This window comes from Gracilibacillus salitolerans, from assembly GCF_009650095.1.
GTDB lineage: Bacteria > Bacillota > Bacilli > Bacillales > Amphibacillaceae > Gracilibacillus > Gracilibacillus salitolerans.
Genome location: NZ_CP045915.1, coordinates 4,307,968 through 4,333,743, shown reverse-complemented (window position 1 = coordinate 4,333,743; position 25,776 = coordinate 4,307,968). Strand labels below are relative to the sequence as shown.

The 25,776-nt window shown below is 33.0% G+C and carries 25 protein-coding genes; 22 read left to right on the top strand and 3 right to left on the bottom strand.

The features are described 5' to 3' along the window. Window position 1 precedes the first annotated feature (1 nt). The 13 genes from wecB (at window position 2) to cysQ (ending at window position 16,150) form a co-directional block, all read left to right on the top strand. On the top strand, window positions 2-1,126 hold the full coding sequence (wecB, locus tag GI584_RS20430; RefSeq protein WP_153792436.1) for a non-hydrolyzing UDP-N-acetylglucosamine 2-epimerase: 1,125 nt from the start codon (window positions 2-4) through the stop codon (window positions 1,124-1,126). A 3-nt stretch (window positions 1,127-1,129) separates the two neighbouring features. Further along, a complete protein-coding gene (locus GI584_RS20425) occupies window positions 1,130-2,026 on the top strand; it encodes a glycosyltransferase family 2 protein (protein WP_153792435.1) in 897 nt (298 codons plus the stop codon). Window positions 2,027-2,080: 54 nt separating this feature from the next. After that, window positions 2,081-3,163: a glycosyltransferase gene (locus tag GI584_RS20420; RefSeq protein WP_194842062.1), complete on the top strand. Its 1,083-nt coding sequence runs from the start codon at window positions 2,081-2,083 to the stop codon at window positions 3,161-3,163. 108 nt (window positions 3,164-3,271) lie between these two features. Next, entirely contained in the window at window positions 3,272-4,474 is a 1,203-nt protein-coding gene (locus GI584_RS20415) for an O-antigen ligase family protein (protein ID WP_153792433.1), read from the top strand. A gap of 74 nt (window positions 4,475-4,548) precedes the next feature. Continuing rightward, window positions 4,549-5,460: an ATP-grasp fold amidoligase family protein gene (locus GI584_RS20410; protein ID WP_153792432.1), complete on the top strand. Its 912-nt coding sequence runs from the start codon at window positions 4,549-4,551 to the stop codon at window positions 5,458-5,460. A gap of 326 nt (window positions 5,461-5,786) precedes the next feature. After that, window positions 5,787-6,731, top strand: coding sequence for a glycosyltransferase family 2 protein (locus GI584_RS20405; RefSeq protein ID WP_153792431.1), 945 nt, complete (start codon window positions 5,787-5,789; stop codon window positions 6,729-6,731). 651 nt (window positions 6,732-7,382) lie between these two features. Next, window positions 7,383-8,474, top strand: a complete 1,092-nt coding sequence (locus tag GI584_RS20400) for a polysaccharide pyruvyl transferase family protein (protein WP_153792430.1) — start codon at window positions 7,383-7,385, stop codon at window positions 8,472-8,474. Between the two features lie 41 nt (window positions 8,475-8,515). Further along, entirely contained in the window at window positions 8,516-9,838 is a 1,323-nt protein-coding gene (locus GI584_RS20395; protein WP_194842061.1) for a flippase, read from the top strand. Window positions 9,839-9,881: 43 nt separating this feature from the next. Continuing rightward, the gene (locus tag GI584_RS20390) at window positions 9,882-10,661 is read left to right on the top strand and encodes a sulfotransferase family protein (protein WP_153792428.1); all 780 of its coding nucleotides are present in this window, start codon (window positions 9,882-9,884) and stop codon (window positions 10,659-10,661) included. A 92-nt stretch (window positions 10,662-10,753) separates the two neighbouring features. Continuing rightward, entirely contained in the window at window positions 10,754-11,653 is a 900-nt protein-coding gene (cysD, locus tag GI584_RS20385; protein ID WP_153792427.1) for a sulfate adenylyltransferase subunit CysD, read from the top strand. Between the two features lies 1 nt (window position 11,654). Continuing rightward, window positions 11,655-13,481 carry an adenylyl-sulfate kinase gene (cysC, locus tag GI584_RS20380; RefSeq protein ID WP_153792426.1) on the top strand — a complete coding sequence of 609 codons (1,827 nt, stop codon included), beginning with the start codon at window positions 11,655-11,657 and terminating at the stop codon, window positions 13,479-13,481. A 69-nt stretch (window positions 13,482-13,550) separates the two neighbouring features. Further along, window positions 13,551-15,329: an SLC13 family permease gene (locus tag GI584_RS20375; RefSeq protein ID WP_153792425.1), complete on the top strand. Its 1,779-nt coding sequence runs from the start codon at window positions 13,551-13,553 to the stop codon at window positions 15,327-15,329. A gap of 20 nt (window positions 15,330-15,349) precedes the next feature. Continuing rightward, window positions 15,350-16,150, top strand: coding sequence for a 3'(2'),5'-bisphosphate nucleotidase CysQ (gene cysQ, locus GI584_RS20370; RefSeq protein WP_153792424.1), 801 nt, complete (start codon window positions 15,350-15,352; stop codon window positions 16,148-16,150). Between the two features lie 149 nt (window positions 16,151-16,299). Here the strand turns inward: cysQ and GI584_RS20365 are convergent, their stop codons facing one another. Further along, window positions 16,300-16,524 carry a helix-turn-helix domain-containing protein gene (locus tag GI584_RS20365; RefSeq protein WP_153792423.1) on the bottom strand — a complete coding sequence of 75 codons (225 nt, stop codon included), beginning with the start codon at window positions 16,522-16,524 and terminating at the stop codon, window positions 16,300-16,302. Window positions 16,525-16,650: 126 nt separating this feature from the next. Here GI584_RS20365 and GI584_RS20360 point away from each other — a divergent pair, with 126 nt between their 5' ends. Next, window positions 16,651-16,821 (top strand): aspartyl-phosphate phosphatase Spo0E family protein, encoded by a 171-nt coding sequence (locus GI584_RS20360; protein WP_153792422.1) that lies wholly within the window; start codon window positions 16,651-16,653, stop codon window positions 16,819-16,821. A gap of 338 nt (window positions 16,822-17,159) precedes the next feature. Further along, window positions 17,160-17,651, top strand: coding sequence for a sigma-70 family RNA polymerase sigma factor (locus GI584_RS20355; RefSeq protein WP_153793041.1), 492 nt, complete (start codon window positions 17,160-17,162; stop codon window positions 17,649-17,651). A gap of 194 nt (window positions 17,652-17,845) precedes the next feature. Here the strand turns inward: GI584_RS20355 and GI584_RS20350 are convergent, their stop codons facing one another. Next, complete coding sequence (locus tag GI584_RS20350) at window positions 17,846-18,340, bottom strand: competence protein ComK (RefSeq protein ID WP_228552298.1); 495 nt, start codon at window positions 18,338-18,340, stop codon at window positions 17,846-17,848. Further along, window positions 18,337-18,591, bottom strand: coding sequence for a helix-turn-helix domain-containing protein (locus tag GI584_RS20345; RefSeq protein ID WP_228552297.1), 255 nt, complete (start codon window positions 18,589-18,591; stop codon window positions 18,337-18,339). The genes GI584_RS20350 and GI584_RS20345 overlap by 4 nt, the downstream gene beginning before the upstream one ends. 476 nt (window positions 18,592-19,067) lie before the next feature. Between GI584_RS20345 and rbsK the strand changes: the two genes are divergently transcribed. From rbsK to GI584_RS20310, 7 genes are all read left to right on the top strand, one after another. After that, window positions 19,068-19,967, top strand: coding sequence for a ribokinase (rbsK, locus tag GI584_RS20340; RefSeq protein WP_153792420.1), 900 nt, complete (start codon window positions 19,068-19,070; stop codon window positions 19,965-19,967). 177 nt (window positions 19,968-20,144) lie between these two features. Then, window positions 20,145-21,476, top strand: coding sequence for an ABC transporter substrate-binding protein (locus tag GI584_RS20335; RefSeq protein WP_153792419.1), 1,332 nt, complete (start codon window positions 20,145-20,147; stop codon window positions 21,474-21,476). Between the two features lie 87 nt (window positions 21,477-21,563). Continuing rightward, window positions 21,564-22,280: a carbohydrate ABC transporter permease gene (locus tag GI584_RS20330; protein ID WP_153792418.1), complete on the top strand. Its 717-nt coding sequence runs from the start codon at window positions 21,564-21,566 to the stop codon at window positions 22,278-22,280. Window positions 22,281-22,293: 13 nt separating this feature from the next. Beyond that, the gene (locus tag GI584_RS20325) at window positions 22,294-22,470 is read left to right on the top strand and encodes a sugar ABC transporter permease (protein WP_153792417.1); all 177 of its coding nucleotides are present in this window, start codon (window positions 22,294-22,296) and stop codon (window positions 22,468-22,470) included. Next, window positions 22,470-23,288, top strand: coding sequence for a carbohydrate ABC transporter permease (locus GI584_RS20320; RefSeq protein WP_153792416.1), 819 nt, complete (start codon window positions 22,470-22,472; stop codon window positions 23,286-23,288). The genes GI584_RS20325 and GI584_RS20320 overlap by 1 nt, the downstream gene beginning before the upstream one ends. 21 nt (window positions 23,289-23,309) lie before the next feature. Continuing rightward, entirely contained in the window at window positions 23,310-25,454 is a 2,145-nt protein-coding gene (locus GI584_RS20315) for an ADP-ribosylglycohydrolase family protein (protein ID WP_153792415.1), read from the top strand. Between the two features lie 39 nt (window positions 25,455-25,493). Continuing rightward, entirely contained in the window at window positions 25,494-25,724 is a 231-nt protein-coding gene (locus GI584_RS20310) for a response regulator (protein ID WP_153792414.1), read from the top strand. Window positions 25,725-25,776 lie beyond the last annotated feature (52 nt).

Below are 25,776 nucleotides of genomic sequence, written 5' to 3'. Positions count from 1 at the left end.
GATGAAGAAGTTAAAAGTTATGACCGTTGTTGGTACTAGACCAGAAATAATTAGACTTTCAGCAGTTATTAATAAGTTAGAACAATCAAATGCAATAGAACATACCCTTGTCCATACAGGACAAAATTATGATTATGAATTAAATGAAGTGTTCTTTAAAGATTTTAATCTAAAAAAACCTGATTATTTTCTTAATGCAGCTACTGGAACGGCAGTAGAAACTATTGGAAATATACTTGTTAAAATTGATCCTATTATGGAAGAAGTAGAACCAAATGCATTTTTAGTGTTAGGTGATACCAATAGCTGTTTATGTGCTATTGCAGCTAAAAGACGTCATATTCCTATATTTCATATGGAAGCAGGAAATAGATGTTTTGACCAAAGGGTCCCGGAAGAAACAAATAGAAAAATTGTAGATCATACAGCGGATATTAATTTAACATACAGTGATATTGCTAGAGAATATCTTCTCAGAGAAGGATTTCCATCTGATAGAATTATAAAAACAGGAAGCCCTATGTTTGAAGTTCTTAACTCAAGAAAGGAAGATATAGAGAATTCAACAGTTTTAGAAAAACTGGATTTAGAAGAAGGTAACTATTTTGTAGTATCTGCTCACAGAGAAGAAAACATTAATTCAGACGCCAATTTCCAAGATTTAATTGATAACTTAAATGCAATTGCTGAAAAATATACAATGCCAGTTATAGTGAGTACACACCCTAGAACCAGAAAAGTGATTGAGTCCAAAGGGATCGAATTTAATCCATTAGTGAAAACTATGAAACCTCTAGGATTTAATGATTATGTCAAACTTCAAATGAAAGCTAAAGCAGTTCTTAGTGATAGTGGAACAATTAGTGAAGAGTCTTCAATTCTTGGATTTAAAGCCCTTAATATAAGACAAGCTCACGAAAGACCAGAAGCTATGGAAGAAGCGTCTGTAATGATGGTTGGCTTAGGAAAAGACAGAGTGTTACAAGGACTTGATGTACTAGAATCACAAGAAAAATGTACTTTAAGATTGGTAGAGGATTATAACATGCCAAATGTGTCTGAAAAAGTATTAAGAATAATCATATCTTATACCGATTATGTGAACAGAGTTGTTTGGGGGAAATAATCAATGGAACAACCTTTAGTTAGTGTAGTAATACCATTTTACTCAGGAATGCATTGGCTTATAGAAGCTATTAATAGTGTTGTAAAACAAACTTATAAAAATATAGAAATTTTGGTCATAAATGATGGGTCTTCAGAAAGTATGGAAGAGGTAAAAAATATATTCGGATCATCAATAATAATAATAAATAAAAAAAATGGCGGTCCGGCATCTGCGAGAAATTTAGGAATAGAAAAATCTTCTGGGAAATATATAGCCTTTCTTGACTCTGATGATATATGGGATAAAGATAAACTAACAATTCAAATTTCAGAAATGGAATCAAATGGTTATATTTGGAGCCAGCATTCATATGAGATGTTTTGGGAAAACACGAATAAGACAAAATCTATAAATACTAGTATTTATAGTGGTAATATATTTATAGATTGTTTTATATCTCTAAAAATACAAACTTCCTGTGTAGTTATATTAAGAAAAATACTAATAGATAGTAATATTAGATTTCCTATTGAGAAAAGATATGGGCAAGATGGTGCCTTCTATAGATATATCGCAAGGGATAATCCTATCGGGTATGTAAATGGTGTTTATACTAGATTTAGGGTAAGAGGTTCAAATGCAGGTTTCAGAGCAAAAGTGCAAATTGATGATAGAGCCTCAATTTGGAATGAAATTAAAAAAGATAAAAATCTACTAACGAGTTTACCAGTTCCCATAAGGTTCGCATATAAGGCATCTAATTTCATTAGTAAGTGCTTAAATAATGTAAGTGAGAGATTTATAAAAAATACTAAATACTTGGAAATCTTATCAAGGTTAATGTATATATTACCCTATACTATTTACAAAATATATGCTAAGAAGTCTTATAAAAGTATTCCCCATAAATTCTTATAAACAAAAAATCAAATTTATTTTAAGTAGCTTTTAGGAGAAGGGAATTGATTTTCTTTGAAGGTAAAAATTTTATTTGTAATATCTCTAATGAACTATGGTGGGGCAGGAAAGATGCTCTCTTTCCTTGCGAATAATCTTAACCGCTTAGGTTATCAGGTTAGTGTTTATACTTATGCAAGTGATAATAATCACTACTTCTTAGATAAAGAAATTAAATATATACCTGGAAACAAAGCACAAACTAGCATTTATTCTAAAAAGACACTTCCGATTTTTCAGATGAGAAGAGTTATTGAAGCTACTAATCCAGATTTAATCATATCATTTCTAAATAACTCAAACTTTCTTTCTATTTTAAGTGCAGCATTTAAAAATATCCCAGTCATAATATGTGAAAGATCCGATCCCTATAATGAAAAAAGTCTCTCTCTCTCTTTTATGAGATCTTTTTATAGGTTTGCTTCCGGAGCGGTATTTCAAACAGAAGGTGCCAAGGAATATTATAAAGAAATAATTCGAAAAAAAAGTATAGTAATACCAAACCCTGTAACAATTGATCGTGAGGAACGCATACCATCCGGAAGTAAGAAAAATGAAATTGCGTTTGTTGCTAGATTTAATATTAAACAAAAAAGGCAAGATGTAATGGTGAAGGCATTTTATAAAGTAGTTGAAACACATAGAGATATAAAGCTAGTGTTTTATGGTGATGGTCCTGATTTGTTGAAGGTTCAAGAGATGGTTAAGGAATATAATTTGTCAGATAATGTTTTCTTCGCAGGAAAAGTGAATGATGTTAAAAACAAATTAAAAAATTCTAGAATGTTTGTTCTCACCTCAGATTACGAGGGTATACCTAATGCTTTAATAGAGGCTATGGCGGTGGGATTGCCAGTTGTTACGACCAATTGTAGTCCGGGTGGTGCAGAATTACTTATAGAAAATGGTAAGAATGGATTAATAGTTCCTACTGGAGAGGTTGATAAAATAGCTTCTGCAATTTTATTTTTGATAGAAAGGCCGGAAGTTGCTGAACAGTACGGGGAAGAAGCACAAAAAGTAATAGAAAAATATTATCCAAAAGATATAATTAAAATGTGGACAGATTACATTAATGACGTAATCAAGAGCGGTTAAAATCGGTTGCATCTCCTTTATATCTAAATATACTAGATTATAATGTAGTGCTTCAATGATCATGAATATTGGTCTTGCCGTAGTAAATATAGAATTAAGGTGAAGCTAATGAAGCAGTTATCTCTAAATAAGTTAATAAATATAATAATATTTTTTTTCATTCTTAGCTTATATATATTTGTATTTATAGAAGGTTTAAGTTTAATTAGTAATATTATATCGTTATTACTTATTTTTTTGATATGGACAAACTTTTTGCTCAGTAAAAGAAAACTTGTCTTTAATAATGCGCTATTAATTTATTTAATGTTTTTTTTATTAGTTATTATTTCAATCATATTTTCAATTAATCAAGATGCTGTAATAATACAAATTAGATCTTTGTTTTTTATTTTTTTAGTCATGATTTCTCTAGTTAATTATATAGATACTATTGATAAGTTAGAGAGATTTATGGTTTCCTTTGTATATTCAGGAAGTATAGCGAGTATATATATATTACTTTCTTCAGATTTTTCTACGTTGATAAGATTTGGAGATCAATTAGGAAACGTGAACTCAGTCGGGATTATAATTGGTATAGCAGCAACATTTTGCATCTATTTTATTTTGGAAGAAAAAAAATATTGGTATATATTATTATTGTTTATAATGGTTCCCACTATTTTATTAACAGGTTCCAGAAAAGCATTATTATTTATAATATTAAATATGATAATTATATTATACTTTAGAAATAGAAAAGGGTTTAGCAACAAAATCAAGTTTGTAGTAATAGGTTTATTTATATTACTCGTCATTTCTTATTTAATATTCAATGTTCCAATTTTTTATGAGATAATCGGCAATAGAGTTGAAAACTTAATCTCATTTATAATCGAAGATAGTAATGAGGAGGCATCAATAAATGTTAGAAATCAGTTGACTTCTTTTGGATTAGAGATGTTTAAAGACCAACCGCTTACCGGATATGGTATAGATAATTATAAATATTTATTGAGTAGTTATGGAGGAGGAAACTTTTATTCCCATAATAATTTTATTGAACTATTGGTTGGTACAGGAATATTAGGAGTATTAGTCTTTTATCTTCTTCATTTTGTAGTATTAAAAGATTTGTTTAAGACTGCTAAAAATAATAAATATAAAACAATTTGCTATACTTTTATTGCAATAATTATTTCTTACATAGTAATGTCTATTGGTTTAGTTTACTATAATAGTAAGCATTTTAGTATTCTATTAGCTGTAGGAAGTATAATAAGCAGGGTAATTGTAGTTGAAAGCAGAAGGAAAACTAATGGTTTGTAACAAAAGTATAATTCTAAAATACAAAGCAGATTGAAAAATACAAATAAAATATAGAGTAATAGTGGTGATATTATATGTTTAGACAGTTGAAAACAGCATTAAATGAACCTAAAATAACACTTTTATATATATTACGATTAAAAATTTTTAGATTCATTCCAGATACATTATATTTAAAAATTACTTATAAATTAAAGACTGGCAATAAACTTAACTTGAAAGATCCTAAAACATTTAATGAAAAGTTACAATATTTAAAATTATATGATAGAAATCCAATATATACACAATTAGTTGATAAATATGAAGTTCGAAAATATATTGTAACAACTATTGGAGAAGAATATCTTACACCGCTACTGGGAGTATATGATAGTTTTGATGAAATTGATTTCAGTGAGTTACCAAACCAATTTGTCTTAAAATGTACTCACGACTCAGGTGGACTAGTAATTTGTAAAGATAAAAGTAGACTTGATATTAATGCGGCGAAAGAAAAAATAACAAAGTGTCTAAAGAAAAATTACTACTATATATATGGGGAGTGGCCATATAAAAATGTGAAGCCGCGAATTGTATGTGAAAAATATATGGAAGATGAACATGGAACAGATCTTAAAGATTATAGATTCTTCTGTTTCAATGGTATACCTCGCTTTATAGCAGTTGATTTCAATATAACTGATAAATCTAAGACGAGAAGAAATTTGTATGACTTAGAATGGAATTTAATGAATGGAAGTATATCTTATCCAAGAGAGTTGTCAGAGGTAGTACCAAAACCTATTGAGCTAAATAAGATGATTAATTTGAGTAAAATTTTGTCTAAGAATATACCACATGTGAGAGTTGATTTTTACTATGTAAATGGAAAAGTATACTTTGGAGAAATGACATTCTTTCATCAATCAGGTTACGGAAAAATCCAGCCAAAAGAGTTTGATATGGAAATGGGGGAGTGGATAAAAACTCCTAATTGTGAGTAAACGGAAGAAGTGTAATCGAAAATATTTTAAATTGCCGATTTTTCTTTTATTATAAGTATTCAAAATCCTTATGAAGGACATCTATGATATTAAGCTTGTTGGAGGAATATATGAATTTATATAAAAATATGACTCTAGGATAGAAAAATAATATAAACTCATAATAGTAATAATACTTCAAAATTTGTTTTGAGTCATTCACTAAAAATTACTCAGTAGTAATCTAAAATTGCATTGAGTTTGAAACGTGTATGGGATTGGCACTTACTGAACTAATGAATATACAAGAAAGTTGAAAGAAATTTAAGTGTGATAATAAATATAGATTGAAAAATGGTGATATGATGCATTTCACAGTAGTGATTCCACTGTATAATAAAGAAAAGGCTATCAAAAGAGCTATTGATTCCGTTCTAAATCAGACTTACAAGAATTTTGAAATTATTGTAATAGATGATGGCTCAACTGATTTTAGTGTAGAGAAAATTAGAAGTATTAATAATTCTAAAATAAAAGTGATTCAGCAAAAAAATGCAGGTGTATCAGCAGCCAGAAATAAAGGGATATATAACGCGAATTTCGATTATATCGCTTTTTTAGATGCAGACGATGCATGGAAGCCAGAATTTTTAGAGACAATTAATAAACTTATTAACATGTATCCAAAGAATGGAGCATACGCTACTTCCTATGAGTTTGTAAAAAGTAACGGGGCAGTCGATCCATCTAATGAGAATAATAGTTTTGATCTAAATTGGGAAGGAATAGTTGGAAGTTACTTTAAAGAGTCCATTAAAACTCCGTTGATTTCAGCGTCTTCCGTGGTAATACCTAAGGAGGTTTTTAATAAAGTAGGTTACTTTCCATTGGGTATTACCAGAGGTGAAGATTTAGACATGTGGTGTAGAATTGCTTTAAAATATAAAATAGTTTTCTCAAATAAATCGCTCGCTAGATACTATAAAGATGCAGAAAATATGGCAACACGAAAGGAAATAGAATACAATAAATCCTTTATGAGTTACGCAGAAGAAGTTCTTATTAAAGAACGAAATAAAGGAAATACCTCTATCTATTTTGAAGAGTATATGATAAGTAGGTTGATTTCCAAAGCAAGGTTTTTGATTTCCATAAATAAACGCAAGGAAGCTAGAGAACTTCTATATAGGTATAGAACAACTAAATACAATAAGAAAATTCTATTTAAAACTTATATTTTAAGCTTCCGACCGATTTATGCTGCCTATAATCGTCGAAAAGGTCTTAAATAATCTAAATATAAGATATATTATAAAAAGGAGCTCTATTAAAATAGGGATGTTAGTATAGTTTCAGGGATAAGTCCTAGTTAGGTCATTACAATCAACTTTAGCTCAGTAAGTCAAGTCTTCTGATAGGCTTTATATTTAGGAATTCGTACCCGCAGAGGCATCTTTTCAAGGCTCTTAGGTCTATGTATAATTCTAATGCAAAAAATATCATTTTGGTTATGTTAACAAACTGGCTTAATATGAATGGAACTAGGAATTTAAACAAAAATAATAACGGTGCAACTGTACGTGAGTACACTTTGAAATATTAATTTCTCGTCCTCCTTTAATAATAATTCTTATTTATGAAAATTAATTTATATAAAAAATTTAGAATATTTTACTATATAGGAAGATTCTTACACAATAACGTCCTACTCCAATTTATTTTATTGAGGATTTGAAGTATACAGATTTCTATTTAAAGAAATAGTTTTCCAATTTGTAGTATGTCATAAAGTTACTCAAGATTGATTAGAGTACAGCGAATAATTTCGAAATAGGTAATGTGTTTATGTGTTCTCTATTCAATTTTTAATTTTTATTACATATAAAAGACCTATGCACTATTCAATTACAATCTGTATTTAAAAAGGAAAGTTGGTTTTAAAAATGAAGAAAGTCATGATTTATGCTTATTCAAATTTGAATTTAGGAGATGACTTATTTATAAAGCTACTATGTGAAAGATACACTAATACTCAGTTTTTATTATATGCTCCAAAAGGTTATAAGAAACTTTTTGAAGATCTACAAAATATTAGTATATTCCCTAGTGACACATTGTTAGTCAAGGTAGGTAATTTTATTTTTAGAGTACTTAAAGTAAATAGGCCTTTTTTACGTACAAAAATTGCAAAAAAGTGTGATGCTGCCGTAAATATAGGAGGTTCTATTTTTATGCAAGTTAATAATTGGAAAAATCAATTTGAAAATAAAGAAGGTATGCAAATTAAAAATAAACCTTTTTATTTATTAGGAGCCAACTTTGGGCCATTTATTGATAGTGAATATTTTCTAGCATATAAAAATTTATTTTCCAAGTATACAGATATTTGCTTTAGAGATAGTTATTCATATGAATTATTTAAAGATCTTCCTAATGTAAGGTTAGCAGATGATATTGTTTTTCAATTAAAAGAGGATTTAAAGATAAAAGAAGAAAAAAATAATGTTGTTATTTCTGTAATTAGGCCATCGGTTAGAAAGCAGTTAGAGAATTATGATGAAATTTATTATAAAAAGATCAAGGACACTATTATTTATTTAAATGAAAAGGGATATTATGTTACACTTATGTCATTTTGTGAAAAGGAAGGTGACAAAGAAGCTGTTGAAGAGATTTTAGAATTATTACCTGATAGAAATAAAATAAAGGTTAAGAAACATTATTACAAATATAATATAAAAGAAGCATTACAAACGATTGCAAATTCTAAATTTGTTGTTGCAACAAGATTTCATGCTATGATTCTAGGGTGGGTGTTTAATAAGCCTGTATTTCCTATCGTTTATAGCCAAAAGATGACAAACGTAATGAAGGATGTGGGCTTTGATGGTTTATATACCGATTTTAATCAACTTGAAAATTTAGATGTTGCTGATGTATATAAGGGTATGCAATTAAATTTAATTGATGTTTCAAAACAAGCTAAAAAATCAGAACAACATTTTATGCAATTAGATAAATATTTATTAGAATGATTTATTTGTGCTTAATAATTGTAAAAGTCATGGAGGATCGCATGAACAAATTAAAAAACTCTCAACTAGCAAAAGTATTGTCTGGAAGTTTTATTATTAAAATAACAGGAACTTTCCTTACTTTTCTTGTCAGTATAATACTAGCACGCACATTGGGAGTTGAAAACTATGGTCATTATGCATATGCAATTTCTATTATTAGTATATTAAGCGTACCAACAACTTTAGGTTTACCAAATGTCATTGTTAGATTTAGCGCCTCATATAAAACTAAATCAGAATGGAATTTTTTAAAAGGTTTAATTAATTTAACAAATAAAAGTGTCTTGTTAATAGCAATATTTATTATGTTTTTTTCGTTTCTCATTAGTTGGTACTTTGTAGGTGATAATGATTCAATTGCTTATAATACTTTTCTAATATCGTTATTATTATTACCCTTAATGGCATTAAATTCGTTAAGAGCAGCTGCCTTAAGAGGTATAAATAGAGTAATAATTGGGCAGTTGCCAGAACATATAATTCTACCATTTGTATTTATTTCTTTTTCACTAATTGCCACTATTTTTTTTGAAGAAATAAATTCAATTGAAGCCATGTTTTTAAGAGTTCTATCAGTACTTATAGCTTTTTTAATTGGTGCTGCTTTACTATATAATAATTTACTAATCAACATTAAAAGTAAAAAACCAAAATATGAAATTAAAAAATGGGTTCATAGTGCGTTACCTTTATTATTTGTTGGTGGAATGATGTTAATTAATAATAAACTTGATATTATTATGTTAGGTGCAATTCGCTCTTCAATAGAAGTAGGAATCTACCAAGTTGTTATAAATGCAGCAACATTAATAGTTTTTGCACTTTCAGCGGTTAATTCAGTCATGGCGCCACAATTTTCGAAATTGTTTATCAAAGAGGAAAAGTGTAAACTTCAAAGAATTGTAACCTTGAGTAATAGAGTAGCATTTGCTTTCGCTCTCCCTGTTTCATTAATATTTATAATTTTCGGTAGTTGGATTCTGCATTTTATTTATGGTGCTGATTTTGCAAGAGGTGGAATAGCATTAGCTATTTTGAGTCTAGGTCAATTAGTAAGTGCTGCATTTGGGTCAGTGGGTAACTTATTAAATATGACAGGTAATGAAAAATTCAGCGCATTTGGAGTAGTTATTTCTGCGATATGTAATATTATATTAAATTCACTATTAATTCCGGTATGGGGAATTAATGGGGCTGCAATAGCAACATCAGTAAGCTTAATGTTATGGAATGCATTACTAGCATTTTGGGTTTATAAAAAAGTTAAAATATACCCTTCTATAGTCGGAAATGGCTTTAAGTTATTTAAAAGAAGGCTGTAAGTAATAAGCAATAAAAATAAAATAAGAGTAGAGGAGTTTTAGAATGTCACTGATAAAAAACTTAAGCCTTAAATATTTAGCTGCAAAGGATGAATCAAAAGACACAAGAAAAATTTTTGTTTTAGGAAGTGGTCGCTCCGGTACACATCTGTTGGGCTATGTATTAGATAGTCACCACTTAATTAATGCGACAATTGAAAAACCAAAAATTTTTACAATGGCTACAACTATTGCTTTAAATAAGGAAAAAAAAGAGAGATTACTACCGAATTTGGTTCGGAAATATAAAATTGAACATGCAAAAGTAGCTCCTAAACATTATGTTGATAAAAGTCATTCCAATATCTGGATCAGTGAGGAGTTATCTTCTATATTCCCAAATGCAAAATTTATTGGAATACAAAGAGAGCCATATTCTGTTGTTGCAAGTATGTTAAAACATGAAGGAGTTCTACGTTGGCAAAAAAATTGGAGTGATTTCCCTATCCCAAATGAATTTTTAGGTATAACTACTGAAAATGTTTCCGAGTATGAAAGTATGGCGCCAGAAGAAAGAGCTGCATTAAGATGGTGCTCACACGCAAAGAAGATGGATGAACTAAAATTATCATTGGGGAATAGATTAATGGTTATAAATTATGAAAGTTTAGTTAAGAATCCGGAACCATGCTTAGTGAATATTGCAAAATTTTTAGAATTACATTCTCCTTTCCCTCCGTATAAAATGAAAATAGAATCATTAGAAAAGTGGAAACACCAGCTTTCTGACACACAAATAGAAAATATTGATAATGTTGTAGAAAAGTATTACTATTCTAATTAAAATTTAAATTAATATAAATAGAAGCTACTCTAAGTAGCAATAGAATATATAAAGAGTATTTTATGATCGTATTTTTCTAAGGAGGCACTATCATGGATCACCTAACCCACCTCGACCAACTCGAGGCAGAAGCAATATACATAATAAGAGAAGTAGCTGCAGAATGCGAAAATCCAGTTATGTTATATTCAATTGGTAAAGACAGTTCTGTTATGTTACATCTTGCAATAAAAGCTTTTTATCCGGAGAAACCTCCATTTCCTTTCATGCATATTAATACAACATGGAAGTTTAAAGAAATGATCGATTTCCGTGATCGTAAAGCAAAAGAATTAGGTATTGAAATGCTAGAACATACCAATCAAGAAGGTGTAGAACAAGGCATTAACCCATTTGATCATGGCGCAAGCTACACGGATATTATGAAGACACAGGCCTTAAAACAAGGTCTTGATAAATACGGTTTTGATGCTGCATTTGGTGGTGGTCGTCGTGACGAGGAAAAATCACGTGCGAAAGAAAGAGTTTTCTCTTTCCGTAACAAGAACCATGCCTGGGATCCGAAGAATCAAAAGCCTGAAATGTGGAAGCTTTATAACACCAAAATTAATAAGGGTGAAAGCATGCGTGTATTTCCTCTTTCTAACTGGACGGAAAAAGATATTTGGCAGTATATCCGTCAGGAAGAAATTGATATTGTGCCATTATACTTTGCGAAAGAGCGTCCAATTGTTGAACGTGATGGCAATATTGTAATGGTGGATGATGATCGTTTGAAGTTAGAACCTGGTGAAGAAATTCAGTATAAGAAAGTTCGCTTTCGTACATTAGGTTGTTACCCTCTTACTGGTGGTGTTGAATCAGAGGCAGATACGTTAGATGATATTATTGAAGAAACGTTAGGTGCGGTTTCTTCTGAACGGACAAGCCGAGTGATTGATCAGGAAGCTGCTGGTAGTATGGAACGTCGTAAGAGAGAGGGGTATTTCTAGAATGAAGGGTTTATTGAAGTTTATTACATGTGGTAGCGTCGATGACGGAAAATCAACTTTGATTGGTCATATGCTGTATGATGCTAAACTATTATTTGCGGATCAGGAAAAAGCCTTAGAACTAGATTCAAAGGTAGGTAGCCGTGGTGGAGAAATAGATTATTCTCTTTTACTTGACGGTTTAATGGCTGAACGGGAACAAGGGATTACCATAGATGTAGCTTATCGTTATTTTACAACAGACAATCGTTCATTCATTGTTGCCGATACTCCTGGGCATGAGGAATATACGCGTAATATGGCAGTTGGGGCGTCCTTCGCTGATTTAGCTGTAATCTTGGTGGATGCAACAAAAGGTGTCATTAGCCAAACAAAACGCCATGCACGTATTTGTGCATTAATGGGAATTAAACATATTGTCCTTGCTGTTAATAAAATGGATTTAGTAGGCTATGATCAAAAACGTTTTGAAGAGATTAAAAAAGACTTTCAACAAATGACTTATGGTTTTAATTTGGAAAGTATTCAAGTGATCCCTGTATCTGCAACAGAAGGCGATAATATTACTAAAAAATCAGACCATACGCTTTGGTATGACGGAAAAGCATTATTGCCCTATTTAGAAGATATCGAAGTAGTTGACGATGCTGCTGAACAGGAATTTGTTATGCCAGTGCAGCGTGTAAGTCGTCCAAATCATACATTTAGAGGTTTCCAGGGACAAATAGAAGCTGGTAATATTAAAGAAGGCGATGAGATCATTTCACTTCCAAGTCAGGAAAGAGCAAAAGTGAAAAGCATACTTGTTACAGAATATGAAGCTTCAGAAGCAAGTGCTGGTCAGCCTGTAACGGTTCAATTGGATCGTGAAGTCGATGTTTCTAGAGGATGTGTCTTAACCTCTTCAGAGAATATTCAGGTTACTGATATGTTTTCTGCTTCTATTCTTTGGATGGATGACGCGGAATTAGTAGAAGGTAGAAACTACTTGGTTAAAGTCGGAACCAAAATGTTGCCAGGGACTGTGATGTCGATTAAACATAAAATTGATATTAACACAGGTAAAGAGATTCCAGCTGATAAAATCTTTAAAAATGAACTGGTAGAATGTGATATTTCTTTATCAGAGAATATGGTCTTCGATAAATTTGAAAATAATGAAGCATTAGGTGGGCTTATTTTAATTGATCGGGTTACCAATATGACTTCTGCATGTGGTGTGATTGAACATGCCTTACGTCGTTCTACTAATGTGGTTTGGCAGGAAACAGATATTTCAAGAGAAGTACGCGCTCAACAAAAAGGGCAAAAACCATTAACACTATGGTTTACAGGACTTTCAGGATCTGGGAAGTCAACTCTTGCTAATGAAGTGGAAAAACGCCTTGTAGCAACAGGGCATCATACGATGTTATTAGATGGGGATAATGTTCGCCATGGTTTGAATAAAAACCTTGGCTTTAAAGAACAGGATCGTGTCGAGAATATTCGTCGTATTGCGGAAGTTGGTAAATTAATGAATGATGCCGGCCTTGTTGCAATAACCTCTTTCATTTCACCTTATGAAAGTGACAGACAAAATGCTCGTGAAATTATTGGGGATTCCTATATCGAGATTTTTGTAAGTACTCCACTTGAAGTATGTGAACAACGAGATGTAAAAGGGTTATACAAGAAAGCTCGTCTAGGTGAGATTCCAAACTTTACGGGTATTTCCAGTCCATATGAACAACCAAAAAATCCTGAGATTGAAATCGATACAAGTGAATATTCATTAGAAGAAGCTACAGATTATGTAGTCAAAGAAATAATGAAATTTTTGGACTAACAGTTGGAAAGCTACTATCAAGTGAAAATGGTAGTAGCTTATACGCTTTAAATGGGAGGTGATTCCTCATTGACACTTGAAATGGGATTTGTATTAGTGGTTATTGTCGTTATGTTTGTAGCTTTGTTATTAGAACTTACTCGTCCTGATATGATAGTGTTTTCTGCTTTAGTAATTTTTGTTTTAACAGGACTATTAACTCCAGAAGAAGCATTTAAAGGCTTTTCAAATCAAGGGATGCTTACGATTGCCTTATTATTTATCGTAGCAGGAGCTGTTCAAAAACATGGTCTACTCGAACAGATGATGAAGCAGTGGTTGAGTAAAAGCAAGAAGGTTAGAGGTTCTATGTTTCGTTTTTATTTACCGATCTCTTTATCGTCTGCCTTTTTGAATAATACCCCAATAGTGGTTACCTTTACGCCAATGATCAAGAAGTGGTGTGAAGAAAGAGGAATCGCCCCCTCTAAATTTTTAATCCCACTATCCTATGTCACTATTTTAGGTGGAACGATTACGGTGATTGGTACATCTACAAACCTAGTCGTTCACGGTATGTTATTAGATTATGGGTTAAAAGGTTTCACCTTATTTCAACTAGCTGTTGTAGGTGTACCTGTTTTGATTATCGGGTTTATCTATTTGTTTACGATCGGTTATAAGTTACTTCCTCATAATAAGGGTTTTAGTGAACAGGTGAAACAGGATAGCCGTGAGTATATCGCAGAAATGACGGTTTCTAATAGTTTTGCTTTTATTAATGAAACAGTGGAAAAAGCGGGTTTACGTGAATTAAAAGGATTATATTTAGTGGAAATTATTCGTGAATCAGAAAGAGTTTCTCCGGTGAAGTCGACAACGATCGTGCGTGCTGGAGATCGACTTATCTTTACCGGATTAATCTCGACGATTGCTGAATTACAACAATTAAAGGGGCTTCAATTAGAAACAGGCACTCATTTAGATTTGGATGATTTGAAGAATGGTGATGTTCAGTTAGTAGAGGCAGTAGTGTCACATCAATCCTCCTTGTTATCTAAGTCCATTAAGCAGTCACAATTTCGTTCAAGGTTTGATGCTGGTGTTTTAGCCGTACACCGAAATAATGAACGGATCAAAAGTAAAATAGGAGATATTGTCTTAAAGCCTGGTGACGTTTTATTATTACTAACCGGCTCAGATTTTATACGAACGTATCAACAATCAAATGACTTTTATGTTGTATCCTCGATGGAAACGCCGAATCATTTAAATGAGAATCGTAAAAAAGGCTGGTTTTCTTTAATTGTCCTTATTACCATGATTCTAGCAGTAACATTAAATGTGTTATCGATGTTTAAGGCCATGCTTTTAGCTGTATTCATTTTTATCATTACCAAAATTATCAGTCCAGAGGAAGCAAAGAAAAAAATACAGTTTCATGTGTTGCTATTAATTGCTAGTGCCTTTGGTGTAGGAACGGCGATGACCAAAACAGGACTTGCATCATGGATGGCAAATGGACTTTTAGAAATAGGTGAACCACTTGGCATTATTGCGATATTAATCGCTGTATATATTTTGACCAACATTTTCACAGAGTTGATTACAAATAGTGCAGCAGCCGTGTTAATGTTGCCTATCGGTATCGAGATGGCAGAGGTGCTGTCCTTAGATTATATGGGATTCGCCGTGACGATCGCTATTGCAGCTTCTGCAAGTTTTATTACACCAATTGGCTATCAGACCAACTTAATTGTGTATGGTCCTGGTGGATATACCTTTAGTGATTATATCAAGGTTGGAACCCCGTTAAGTATCATCGTGATGCTGATAACCGTAACCATCGTGAATGTGGTATGGTTTTAATAAATGAAGGAGGATGTTTTATGCATACATATATCAATGATTTATTCAAAATTTGCTTAGATGCAGGTAAAGAAATAAGGGATGTCTATCAACAAGACTTTGAGGTGGAAGTAAAGAAGGATGACTCACCTTTAACGATTGCGGATAAAAGATCCCATAACGTAATTGCAGAAGGTCTAAATAAGATAGATTCTACAATACCTGTGTTAAGTGAAGAAGGCAGGGAAATCCCATTTGAAGAGCGCAAGAAATGGGAGCAATTTTGGTTAGTGGATCCTTTAGACGGAACGAAAGAATTTATTAAGAAAAATGGTGAATTCACGGTGAACATCGCACTAATTGATGGGCACTATCCAATCCTTGGCGTTATTTACGCTCCAGCATTAGATACTTTCTATTTCGGTGTAAAGGGTGAAGGTGCTTATAAGTTAACCAATGCTTCTCAAGTAAATGTAGCGAATGAAGAAGAGTTAGTTAATCAAAGTATTCGGTTACCTGAAGTGAATGAGTCTGAGGTTATTAATGTGGTTGCTAGTCGTTCTCATATGTCGAAAGAAACGGAAGAGTTTATTGATCAACTAGATGGAGAAGCAGAGGTTGTTTCATCAGGAAGCTCGTTAAAGTTTTGTTTAGTAGCAGAAGGAAAAGCAGACTACTATCCACGATATGCACCAACGATGGAATGGGATACAGGTGCAGGTCAAGCCATTGTTGAAGCAGCGGGTGGATCTGTTACTCGACATGAAGATGATGAGCGGTTTTATTATAATAGAGAGAATCTATTGAATGGTTGGTTTTTAGTTAGTAGGGTAGAGGAATAAATTTAGTTTCTTTTTTCTAAATATAACGGACTAGAGTAAACTCCCGTAAATGCATGGAAATATTGCAACGGGAGTTTCTTCTCGTTTTATCATGTGAATTATTGAGCATAATCATTATATAGTTTCATGATCACGAAATAGAAAGATATTTAGTATTCTTTATTTTCATCTTTAATCGTTATAATTTTGTTAATATCATTAATATCAAGAGCATTTGCAATTTTTTCTATATGGTCTAATTGAATCCTCTGTCTTTTACCATTTGCTAACTCACTTAATGCTGCTCTTCTTATACCAGTTAAAAGGTGCAGTTGATTTAAGCTGAGGTTGTATTGATGCAATAATTCGTTAAGTGCAATTTCTACTTTTTTCAACGGAATACCTCACTTTTTATATAGTATTGACTGTACCTGTAAGCGTACTATATAATATAGTTAATAGTTGTACGCTTATACGTATAGATTGCGGAGTTAAAGTATTAGTAGATGGTGGGGATAAACATGAATAAGGGAAAAGAGATAGAAATTTATTTGCTATCAGAACGAATTGAAAAGATGCGTCATGAATTATTAAAAATTGGATCTCAAGAGGGATTAACTGCTCCCTCTACTTTAAGACATAGCAGATTATTAGATGAAGAAATAAAAGCTTATCAGAAAATGAAGTGTTGAGCAATATTGCTTTTCTTGTATGAAGTACAATGTGTATCACGTATTAGGGGCAGACCTATCGGTAATTAAGTCTATATTTCTCGCATAATAAGTCAAAAGGTCAGATGTTGGTTAATGGGGCTTGTAAAAGAAAATCTATAAATAGCGATGAACTATGATAGATTTATGCAATAATCCCATTTTCTCAGATGAAAATCCCAAAAATAATGGTAATTGGAGCTATTTTCAAAGGATGGCATACAAATATCACCATATGACATAGACGAGGAACTTTTATATGATCACTTTACCGCGGAATACGTGAGGCAAGTGCTTGTCATGTAGGAGTTCATCAAGTGATGAGATTTGAGGGTATGTTGAAGGATTGTGAAAAGGTGATTTATCACATTATGCACAAATATCAAATTCGAGATGTCGATGGGGAATTTTATCAAGAAGGGTTAATTGCCTTGTGGGATGCTTTTCAAAACTATGATCCATCAAAATCAAAGTTTTCCACCTATGCTTATTATGGCATTACAAGAAGTTTCCTTAACAAAATTCGCAAAGAAAATCGCGAGCGTGATCAATTTCAGCGATGGTTTAATCAAGTTACAATAGAAGATTTGGTAGTGGTAGATGAGTTGGAAGTAGATAGGCCATTATTAGTAGATATTCAGAAGGCGTTGACTGATAAGCAGTGGTGTTGGTTTGATAAATTTGTGTTGAAAGATCAGTCTGTTAGAAAGATAGCGGAAGAAGAAGGAGTAACAGAAAATGCAGTGAAGAATTGGGGGAAGGTAGCTAGGAAGAAGATTCAGAAGGTTATGGTAGAGAAGGAATATATTTAATGGTGCAGAAGAAGTGACTCGAATCTTAAGGGGTACTGTCATTATCTAGCGCTAAGCTGATGTTGTTGAATGGGTAGGTAGTAGAGGCTAGTCACATAATAGTCCCACGATGAAATTGTGTTCATCCTGGGACTATTATTTTTTTATTAATTTTAAGAATTCGGTAGTGCTAATGGCAGTAATCAAACCGCTCATCATAATTGATCAAAAATAACCTTACACATTCCCGTACGATCATATTGAGTTTTTAAAGTATATGTGGAATTATCTAAGGTCAACCATTTCTCGTTAATTAATAGAACGATTGTATTTGGAAGGTTATTTTTAGTATTGGTAAAGATGTCTTTCACTCCATGGAAAAACAACCAACAACAATTATCATTTTGTGGTGATTCGGTAGGGAAGGTATATATTCCTTTGGAAGTAGCCATCGGGATGGGTATCTTTTGGTGGAAGTCTAGGTGATGTTGAACCGATTTTTTACGACCATCATAAATGGCGCCGTAATGCATACAGTTTTCTTTGATGATTGGAAATGGAGAAGATGGATGGTAAATCTCTTGCTCCATTTCAATTATTTTAGACTGTTCGAATATATCTTTGTTTGGTACAATGGCTAACGTTTTTCTAGTTATTCTATAATCTTTTATCATCTCTTTTTCTTTTCCTTTCGATTCGTTACTTCTCATACTTGCTCTTGAAAGGAATGATAGCTATATGCTTTGAATTGTTCTTTTACAATGGAATAAGGTACATTTAATAACTCTGTTAATTCTACAAAGCGGGTTATTGCTAGATTAAGCTCACCTTTTTCAAATTGTTGAATCGAACGAACACTTATATTTAGAGCCTCGGCTACTTCACTTTGGGTCCAGCCTTTGGCAATACGCTGTTTCTTATAGTATTCTCCTATTACGTATAGAAAATTATCTTTTTCCAAATCATTTATAAAAATCCAACCTTTTAGCTATTCTCTTAAAATAAGCCAGAGCTTGGAACGAAATATATTTCGCCTTTAGGTAAATTATGTAATTTTATGAAATGTCACGTAGTGGAAAATAGGCAGATAAAAGGTGCTATGATGGAGGCTACTTATATATTAATAGGAAAAAATAGACATCTAGTTTCGGTGGTACAGATATGTCCGTTGCTACAGTAGAGAATATGCTTGAAATACATAAATCATCAGTTAAAGTATTCAAATTAGTGAGAGTGATAAGGAAAAAACGTTAAACAAGGATAAACGTAAGGATAAATTTTGCAGGTTTGAAATGGGTTAATTTTAAATAAATTTTAGTTAATAGAACATAAGATATGAGCTGTTTTGTTCACATGAGACTTTTCTAGACTTTGACACCAAACATTTTTTGTAATAACATTTTCTGAAATCGTTATCAATTGTGAGGGGGTACTGAATTGAAAAGAATACCAATAGTAACTGTCATAGGAAGTATAAATATGGACTTATTTGGATCGACTACTAGAAGTCCCAAAGTGGGTGAAACGATCTTAGGTGATAGATTTCACAAAGAACCTGGTGGTAAAGGTACGAATCAAGCAGTCGCAGCATCTAGATTGGGTGCACATGTTCAAATGATTGGCAGAGTAGGGGATGATGATTTTGGAAAACAGTTATTGAATAATCTAGTAAAAGAAAACGTCGATACAGAAGGCGTAAGCAAAGTGCCCAATCAAGAATCTGGGGTAGCTATGATTACATTAACCAATCATGACAATAGTATTGTTGTGATACCAGGAGCAAATAATTTTGTAACACCTGAATATGTACAAGACCACGAAGATCTTATTAAAAGAAGTGATATTGTACTAGTTCAACTAGAAATACCGATGGATACCATTGAACATACCGCAACATTATGTCATAAACATCATATTCCTTTGGTTTTAAATCCAGCTCCGGCAAATAAGTTGCAGCAAGGTTTATTGGAAAAGACAACTTTTATTACCCCAAATGAAATTGAACGAGAACAAATTTTCCCTGGTAATGAAAGAGAAGTTTTAAATAAGTGGAAAAACAAACTTATTATTACCAAAGGAAAGCGTGGAGTATTATTTATGGATAAAGATCATTTTCAAGAGATACCAGTTTACCATGTAAAGGCAGTAGATACCACAGGTGCAGGGGATACCTTTAATGGGGCATTTGTGTATTATTGGGTTAAGCATCAAGATCTATACACAGCATGTAAAATGGTTAATGTAGCTTCAGCTTTGGCCGTACAACAAATTGGAGCGCAAACCGGTATGCCAACAGATCAAGAAGTAGCACATTTCTTAAGTACTAATCCCTCTTGAAAAGTATAAAAGAAGGTGACGAGCTATTTACAGCTTGTCACCTTCTTTTATTCTATTATCAAAAATGGATATTGGTTAATCTTACGTAAAAAATCGAACATTTTTGTATATATAATTTAAATAAACGCGAATGTATAATAACTAGTGAGAAAACGATTACAAAAAGGAGGCGGCAATATGAAACGCAAGGTGTTATTTTTATTTCTTGGACTTATCTTATTGTTTGTTGTTGGATGTAGTTCTGATTCAGACGATAACACAACTTCAGAAGAAGAGGGAGAAGAGCCGGTAGAAATATCTTATATGACGGCACCTGCTGACTCGGAAGGAGCAGAACAATTCATAGAAGAAGAAATCATAGGAGCATTTGAAGAAGATAATCCTGATATTGATGTGAATTGGATTACGAATGAAGATCCTGCAACTTTACAAAGACAGCAATTAGCTTCAGGAGGAGGACCAGATGTCATTTTAATGGATGGAGCATCTACCCTCTCCCAATTCCAAAAAGCAGATTATCTCGTTCCATTAGATGAGTATGCGGATGAATATGGCTGGAGTGATCGATATGCTGATTGGGCTTACGATATTGGTTTTTCAGATGGTGAATTATATGGTTTGCCAAGTGAGTTTGAATCATTACTTATTTGGTATAATAAAGACCTTTTCGAACAAAATGGCTGGGAACCACCAAATAATTTTGAAGAATTTATGTCATTAAACCAATCGATACATGAGAATGGACAAATGCCCTTTTCTTTTGGAACTACAGACTTCAGAACAGCGAATGAGTGGTGGTTATCTGTCGTATTTAATGCATACGTAGGACCGGAAAGATTTAAGGAAGTTCTTCAAAATAAAATACCTTGGACAGATGACGTTGTGCAAGGAGCAGTTGAAACCTATCGAGATATGTGGCAAGAAGGCTATATAAGTGATCAACAATCACACGCGATCTCGACAGATGATGCATGGAGCTTATTTTATAATGAACAATCTGCCATGCATATGGAAGGTACTTGGTCACTAACTAGATTCAGTACAGATTCACCATCCTTTGAGGTAGATTATTTTGTGATGCCTCCGTGGCGTGAAGATGTGGAAGAAAATGTCCCTATTGCATTAGGGGAGTCTGGAGGAATTAACGCAAATTCTGAGCATACGGAAGAAGCAGCCAGATTTCTTGATTGGTATTATGGAGAAGAAATAGCACAAAAATGGCTGAATCATGGTAAATTTCTGCCCGTTAATTCAGTAGATCCGAACGAATCTGAGGAATTAGGCGCACTAGGTGCAAGTGTATACGAAACATTACAAAGTGCTTTTGAAGAAGATCGGACAGGTTATGCTGCCTGGACGTATTGGGGAGCGAATTCTGAACAATATTTATGGGAAAATATCGACGGTGTTTTACTAGGAGAGACCCCTGTTGAAGAATATTTAGAAATGACACAGGAACAAGCTGAAAGAGATGAAGAGGAAGATTTATTGTTTGAATTTGAGGAGTAAATCTACATGTTAATAAAAAGTCCCTATTAACGCATTATTTAGGGGCTTTTGTCCTCTTATTCATAAACAACAAAGAGGGTGTGAGGAATGAAAGTAAACAGGCATTTATCAGATCAAAATATAAATATTTGGAAGCAGCGGTTACTACCTTGGATCTTGTTGTCACCCACTATTTTAATCTTATCGCTTGTGGTAGGAGCACCAATTATTGGCACGATTGCTTTAGCTTTTACGGATTGGAACGGGATTGCTGATCCTAATTTTATCGGTTTCGATAATTTTATCCGATTATTCCAAGATGATATTTTTTATACGGCGTTATTAAAAAACTTTAAGTGGTTAGTGTTTTTTCTAACTATTCCCGTGTTTTTTGGGTTAATTATTGCAGTATTCATTAGTCGTATTCAATTCGGAAAAACTTTTTATCGTATGGTGATTTTTCTGCCTTATATTATTGCGACTGTTGTAACGGCAAAAATTTGGTTATGGTTGTATAATCCGTTCGTTGGCATTAATACCTTTTTTGAAGATGTAGGGTTAGAGCAATTCGCGCTCTCGTGGTTAGGCAATTCTGACATTGTATTATACGCAGTTGCGTTAGCAGATGGTTGGCACTTTGTCGGATTTTTGGTTGTTCTATTTTTAGTTGGTTTGCAACAAACAGATCAAACATTAGAAGAAGCAGCAAAAGTAGAAGGAGCAAACCAATTTCGTATTTTTTGGCATGTTGTGTTGCCACAATTAAGACCGACCGTTCGTATTAATTTATATGCTACTCATCATTTGGTCCTTTGCTGCCTTTGATTATGTGTTTGTAATGACTAATGGAGGTCCGAGTCATGCTTCTGAATTATTAGCAACCTATATGTATAAGCTCGCTATCTATAATCAGCAACCAGGTTATGCAAGTGCAGTTGCTTTGGCATTGGGATTATTCAGTATTATTGTTATTTCAGGATTTACGCTATTACGTAAGAAAGGCTGGGATGTGTAGTGAAAAAGTGGATGGATTGGAGACATATTCCTTTATTAATCTTTTCTGCATTTGCTATAGGTCCGATCATTCTCCTAGTGTCAAATGCTTTAAAGCCGAAAGAGGAGTTTCGAGATAACCCATTACAATTTCCTTCTCGATTGGAATTCAATAACATTACAGAAGCTTGGGAAAAGGGTGGATATGCTGCGGCGTTTTTAAATAGTACCATTGTAGGAATTTCGTGTATTGTGATTATCTGTTTTAGTGCAGGGTTAGCAGCATATGCTCTAGCAAAACTTAGATTTAGAGGTATGGATGTCGTGATGGGAGCTTTACTATTTATTTTATCGATTCCAATGGGGTTATTTTTAGTTCCCTTATTCTTTATGTGGCAGCAACTGAATTTAATGGATTCATTGATAGGGATCATTATTATTTATTCAGCGATCTTTTTACCGTTCAATATATTTATGCTACGGTCATTTTTTGTAGCGATTCCTAATGAATTAATTGATAGTGCGAAAGTGGATGGTTGTACAGAATTTCAAGTGATTACTAAAATCTTAGCACCACTCGCAAGTCCTGCTTTTTTAACAGTGGTATTAATTGTTGCTTTATGGACATGGAATGAATTCTTTTTTGCTAATGCTTTTTTACAATCCAATGAAATTAAAACGGTTGCAACAAAATTCCTTGCATTTACAGGTCAATATACTTCGGATTGGTCAATGATATCTGCTGCTGGATTGATTACGATTCTACCAATTGCGATTATTTTCTTAGTTTTGCAAAGAAGGTTTATTGAAGGGATAGCAGAAGGAAGTATAAAAGGTTAAATTATAGGAGAGGTGTAAAATATGCAAAGAGATTATATGGAAAAAGTGTATGCAGGTTGGTTAGGAAAAGTAATCGGTGTAAGGCACGGAGGTAATATTGAGCAATGGACATATGACAGAATTGAACGGACATTTGGTGAAATCACCGGTTATCTACATGACTTTAAAAATTTTGCGGCAGACGATGATACCAATGGTCCGATGTTTTTCATACGTGCTTTAGAGGATTATACAGCTTCTACAGACATTACAGCGAAAGAGATGGGCGATACGTGGTTGAATTATGCGCCTGATGGACATGGATTTTTTTGGTGGGGTGGTTATGGCATTTCAACTGAAAATACTGCTTATTTAAATTTGAAAAGTGGTATACACGCTCCTTTATCTGGTTCTATTACCCAAAATGGTGAAGCAGTGGCGGAACAAATTGGCGGACAAATATTTATCGATGTATGGGGATTAATTGCTCCGGGTGATCCTCAGCTTGCTAGTGATTATGCGGAAAAAATGGCCAGTGTTTCACATGATGGTAATGGAAAATACGGAGGTATGTTCATTGCTGCAGCTATAGCAGAGTCATTCAGAGAAATGGATATGGATAAAATCATAGAAGCTGGATTAAGTGTTATACCTGAAGATTGCGAATATGCAAGTATGACGAAGGACATTCAACGTTTTTATCATGAATATCCAAATGATTGGCGTCAAGCCTTTCGTTATGTATACGATCATTATGGTTATGATAAATATCCTGGTAATTGTCATATAATACCGAATTCGGCTGTGATTGTGTTATCTCTTTTGTATGGTGAAGGGGATTTTTCACAAGCTATTAACATTTGTAATATGTGTGGTTGGGATACCGATTGTAATGTTGCGAATGTAGGAACAATAATGGGGGTAAGGAATGGCTTAGATGGTATACCATTTTATTGGAGAGAACCAATTAATGATTTTCTATGTTGTTCAAGTGTGATCGGGTCACTAAATATTCTAGATCTACCTTGGTGTGCTTCTTATATTGGTAAATTAGGTTATCAAGTTATGAAACAAGAAATACCTAAAGAATGGGAAAAAATACTCGATACACCTACAAGATATTTTCATTTTGAATATCCAGGTTCTACTCATGCTTTTAGAACAGAAGTAGATGCTCCAGAACAGGTAACAACGAAAATGGAAAATGTAACAGAAAGAGCTTATGAAGGGAATCGATCGCTCAAGTTAATGTATGATTACGCTAATGGTGGCCATGCCTATCGAGCATTTGTAAAAACATATTATACACCGGATGATTTTAATGACAGTAGATATGATCCAGCATTTTCACCGATTTTATATCCTGGTCAAACGATTAAGGCAAAAGTTTTATTACCAACACAGGAAAATGAAGAAGTAAATGTAAGATTATATGTAAAGGATAGAAATTCTAACAAACGTTATTATAGTCAAACTCAATTAATGACCGTAAACAAATGGCTATCGTTAGAATATAAGATACCTTATATGGAAGGTGTATGTATTGAAGAAGCTGGTGTAGAATTTATTCCTGTTCAAGAAGAGCGTCGCCATCTTGAGCTACCTTCTTTAATAACCTACGTTGATAATATGGAGTTTGCAGGAGAGCCTGATTACGTATTAGATTTTCAGAAAGAGCAGGTTGAACATTGGAACAATCTACACAAAGAAGTAAGTCAGCTTACGTACTTGCGAGGTCTGTGGACATTAAATGAACAGTCCTTAATAGGTACCTATCATGCTGATGAGCCTTCCGAAGCATACACAGGGGATCTTAATTGGAAAGATTATCAACTGCAACTGGCTGTGACTCCTGAGATTGGTGACTATCACTTGATGAATTTTAGGGTGCAGGGGGCAATGAGGTCTTATGCAGTAGGTTTAGGACCAGATAATAGTCTAATATTATTAAAGAAAAACTTAGAATATCAAGAATTAGATCGAGTCACTTTCCCTTGGAAACATGGAGAAAAATATATTATCAATATTAACGTAAGCGGTTCCAATATAACTGTGGAAGTCAATAATGAAGTTATGATACAATTTGAAGATAAGAACAACCCTTATTTATCTGGGCAATTAGGTTTCTCCCTTATGAATGGAAGTAGAGCGAAATACCATTCATTACGTGTCAAAGGACATGCGTAACTATCAAAGAGTATATCTTCTCATGAGCAGGTGATAATAATGAATATTTTAATAGCCGAAGATGAGAAAAGAGTAAGAAATAATATCGCAGATTTCATTGCTAGTTTAGATCAAAATTATCAAATTAAGGGCAGAGCTTCTAACGGTATAGAAGCTCTGCAATGTCTAGAGAGACATCAAATTGATTTATTATTAGTTGATATACAAATGCCAAAGATGGATGGTTTAAGCCTAATCAAACGTGCTCATAAAAAGTGGCCTTATACTTAAATAATTATTATCAGTGGTTATAATGAATTCGAGTATGCAAGATTAGCAATCC

Coding starts and splice junctions, on each gene's coding strand:
- GI584_RS20395 (WP_194842061.1), top strand. CDS start 8,516: ATGAACAAATTAAAAAACTCTCAACTAGCAAAAGTATTGTCTGGAAGT.
- GI584_RS20310 (WP_153792414.1), top strand. CDS start 25,494: ATGAATATTTTAATAGCCGAAGATGAGAAAAGAGTAAGAAATAATATC.
- GI584_RS20330 (WP_153792418.1), top strand. CDS start 21,564: ATGAAAGTAAACAGGCATTTATCAGATCAAAATATAAATATTTGGAAG.
- cysD (WP_153792427.1), top strand. CDS start 10,754: ATGGATCACCTAACCCACCTCGACCAACTCGAGGCAGAAGCAATATAC.
- GI584_RS20315 (WP_153792415.1), top strand. CDS start 23,310: ATGCAAAGAGATTATATGGAAAAAGTGTATGCAGGTTGGTTAGGAAAA.
- GI584_RS20415 (WP_153792433.1), top strand. CDS start 3,272: ATGAAGCAGTTATCTCTAAATAAGTTAATAAATATAATAATATTTTTT.
- GI584_RS20325 (WP_153792417.1), top strand. CDS start 22,294: ATGACTAATGGAGGTCCGAGTCATGCTTCTGAATTATTAGCAACCTAT.
- cysQ (WP_153792424.1), top strand. CDS start 15,350: ATGCATACATATATCAATGATTTATTCAAAATTTGCTTAGATGCAGGT.
- GI584_RS20425 (WP_153792435.1), top strand. CDS start 1,130: ATGGAACAACCTTTAGTTAGTGTAGTAATACCATTTTACTCAGGAATG.
- GI584_RS20350 (WP_228552298.1), bottom strand. CDS start 18,340: ATGAGAAGTAACGAATCGAAAGGAAAAGAAAAAGAGATGATAAAAGAT.
- GI584_RS20335 (WP_153792419.1), top strand. CDS start 20,145: ATGAAACGCAAGGTGTTATTTTTATTTCTTGGACTTATCTTATTGTTT.
- wecB (WP_153792436.1), top strand. CDS start 2: ATGAAGAAGTTAAAAGTTATGACCGTTGTTGGTACTAGACCAGAAATA.
- GI584_RS20410 (WP_153792432.1), top strand. CDS start 4,549: ATGTTTAGACAGTTGAAAACAGCATTAAATGAACCTAAAATAACACTT.
- GI584_RS20390 (WP_153792428.1), top strand. CDS start 9,882: ATGTCACTGATAAAAAACTTAAGCCTTAAATATTTAGCTGCAAAGGAT.
- GI584_RS20400 (WP_153792430.1), top strand. CDS start 7,383: ATGAAGAAAGTCATGATTTATGCTTATTCAAATTTGAATTTAGGAGAT.
- GI584_RS20360 (WP_153792422.1), top strand. CDS start 16,651: ATGAATAAGGGAAAAGAGATAGAAATTTATTTGCTATCAGAACGAATT.
- GI584_RS20355 (WP_153793041.1), top strand. CDS start 17,160: ATGAGATTTGAGGGTATGTTGAAGGATTGTGAAAAGGTGATTTATCAC.
- cysC (WP_153792426.1), top strand. CDS start 11,655: ATGAAGGGTTTATTGAAGTTTATTACATGTGGTAGCGTCGATGACGGA.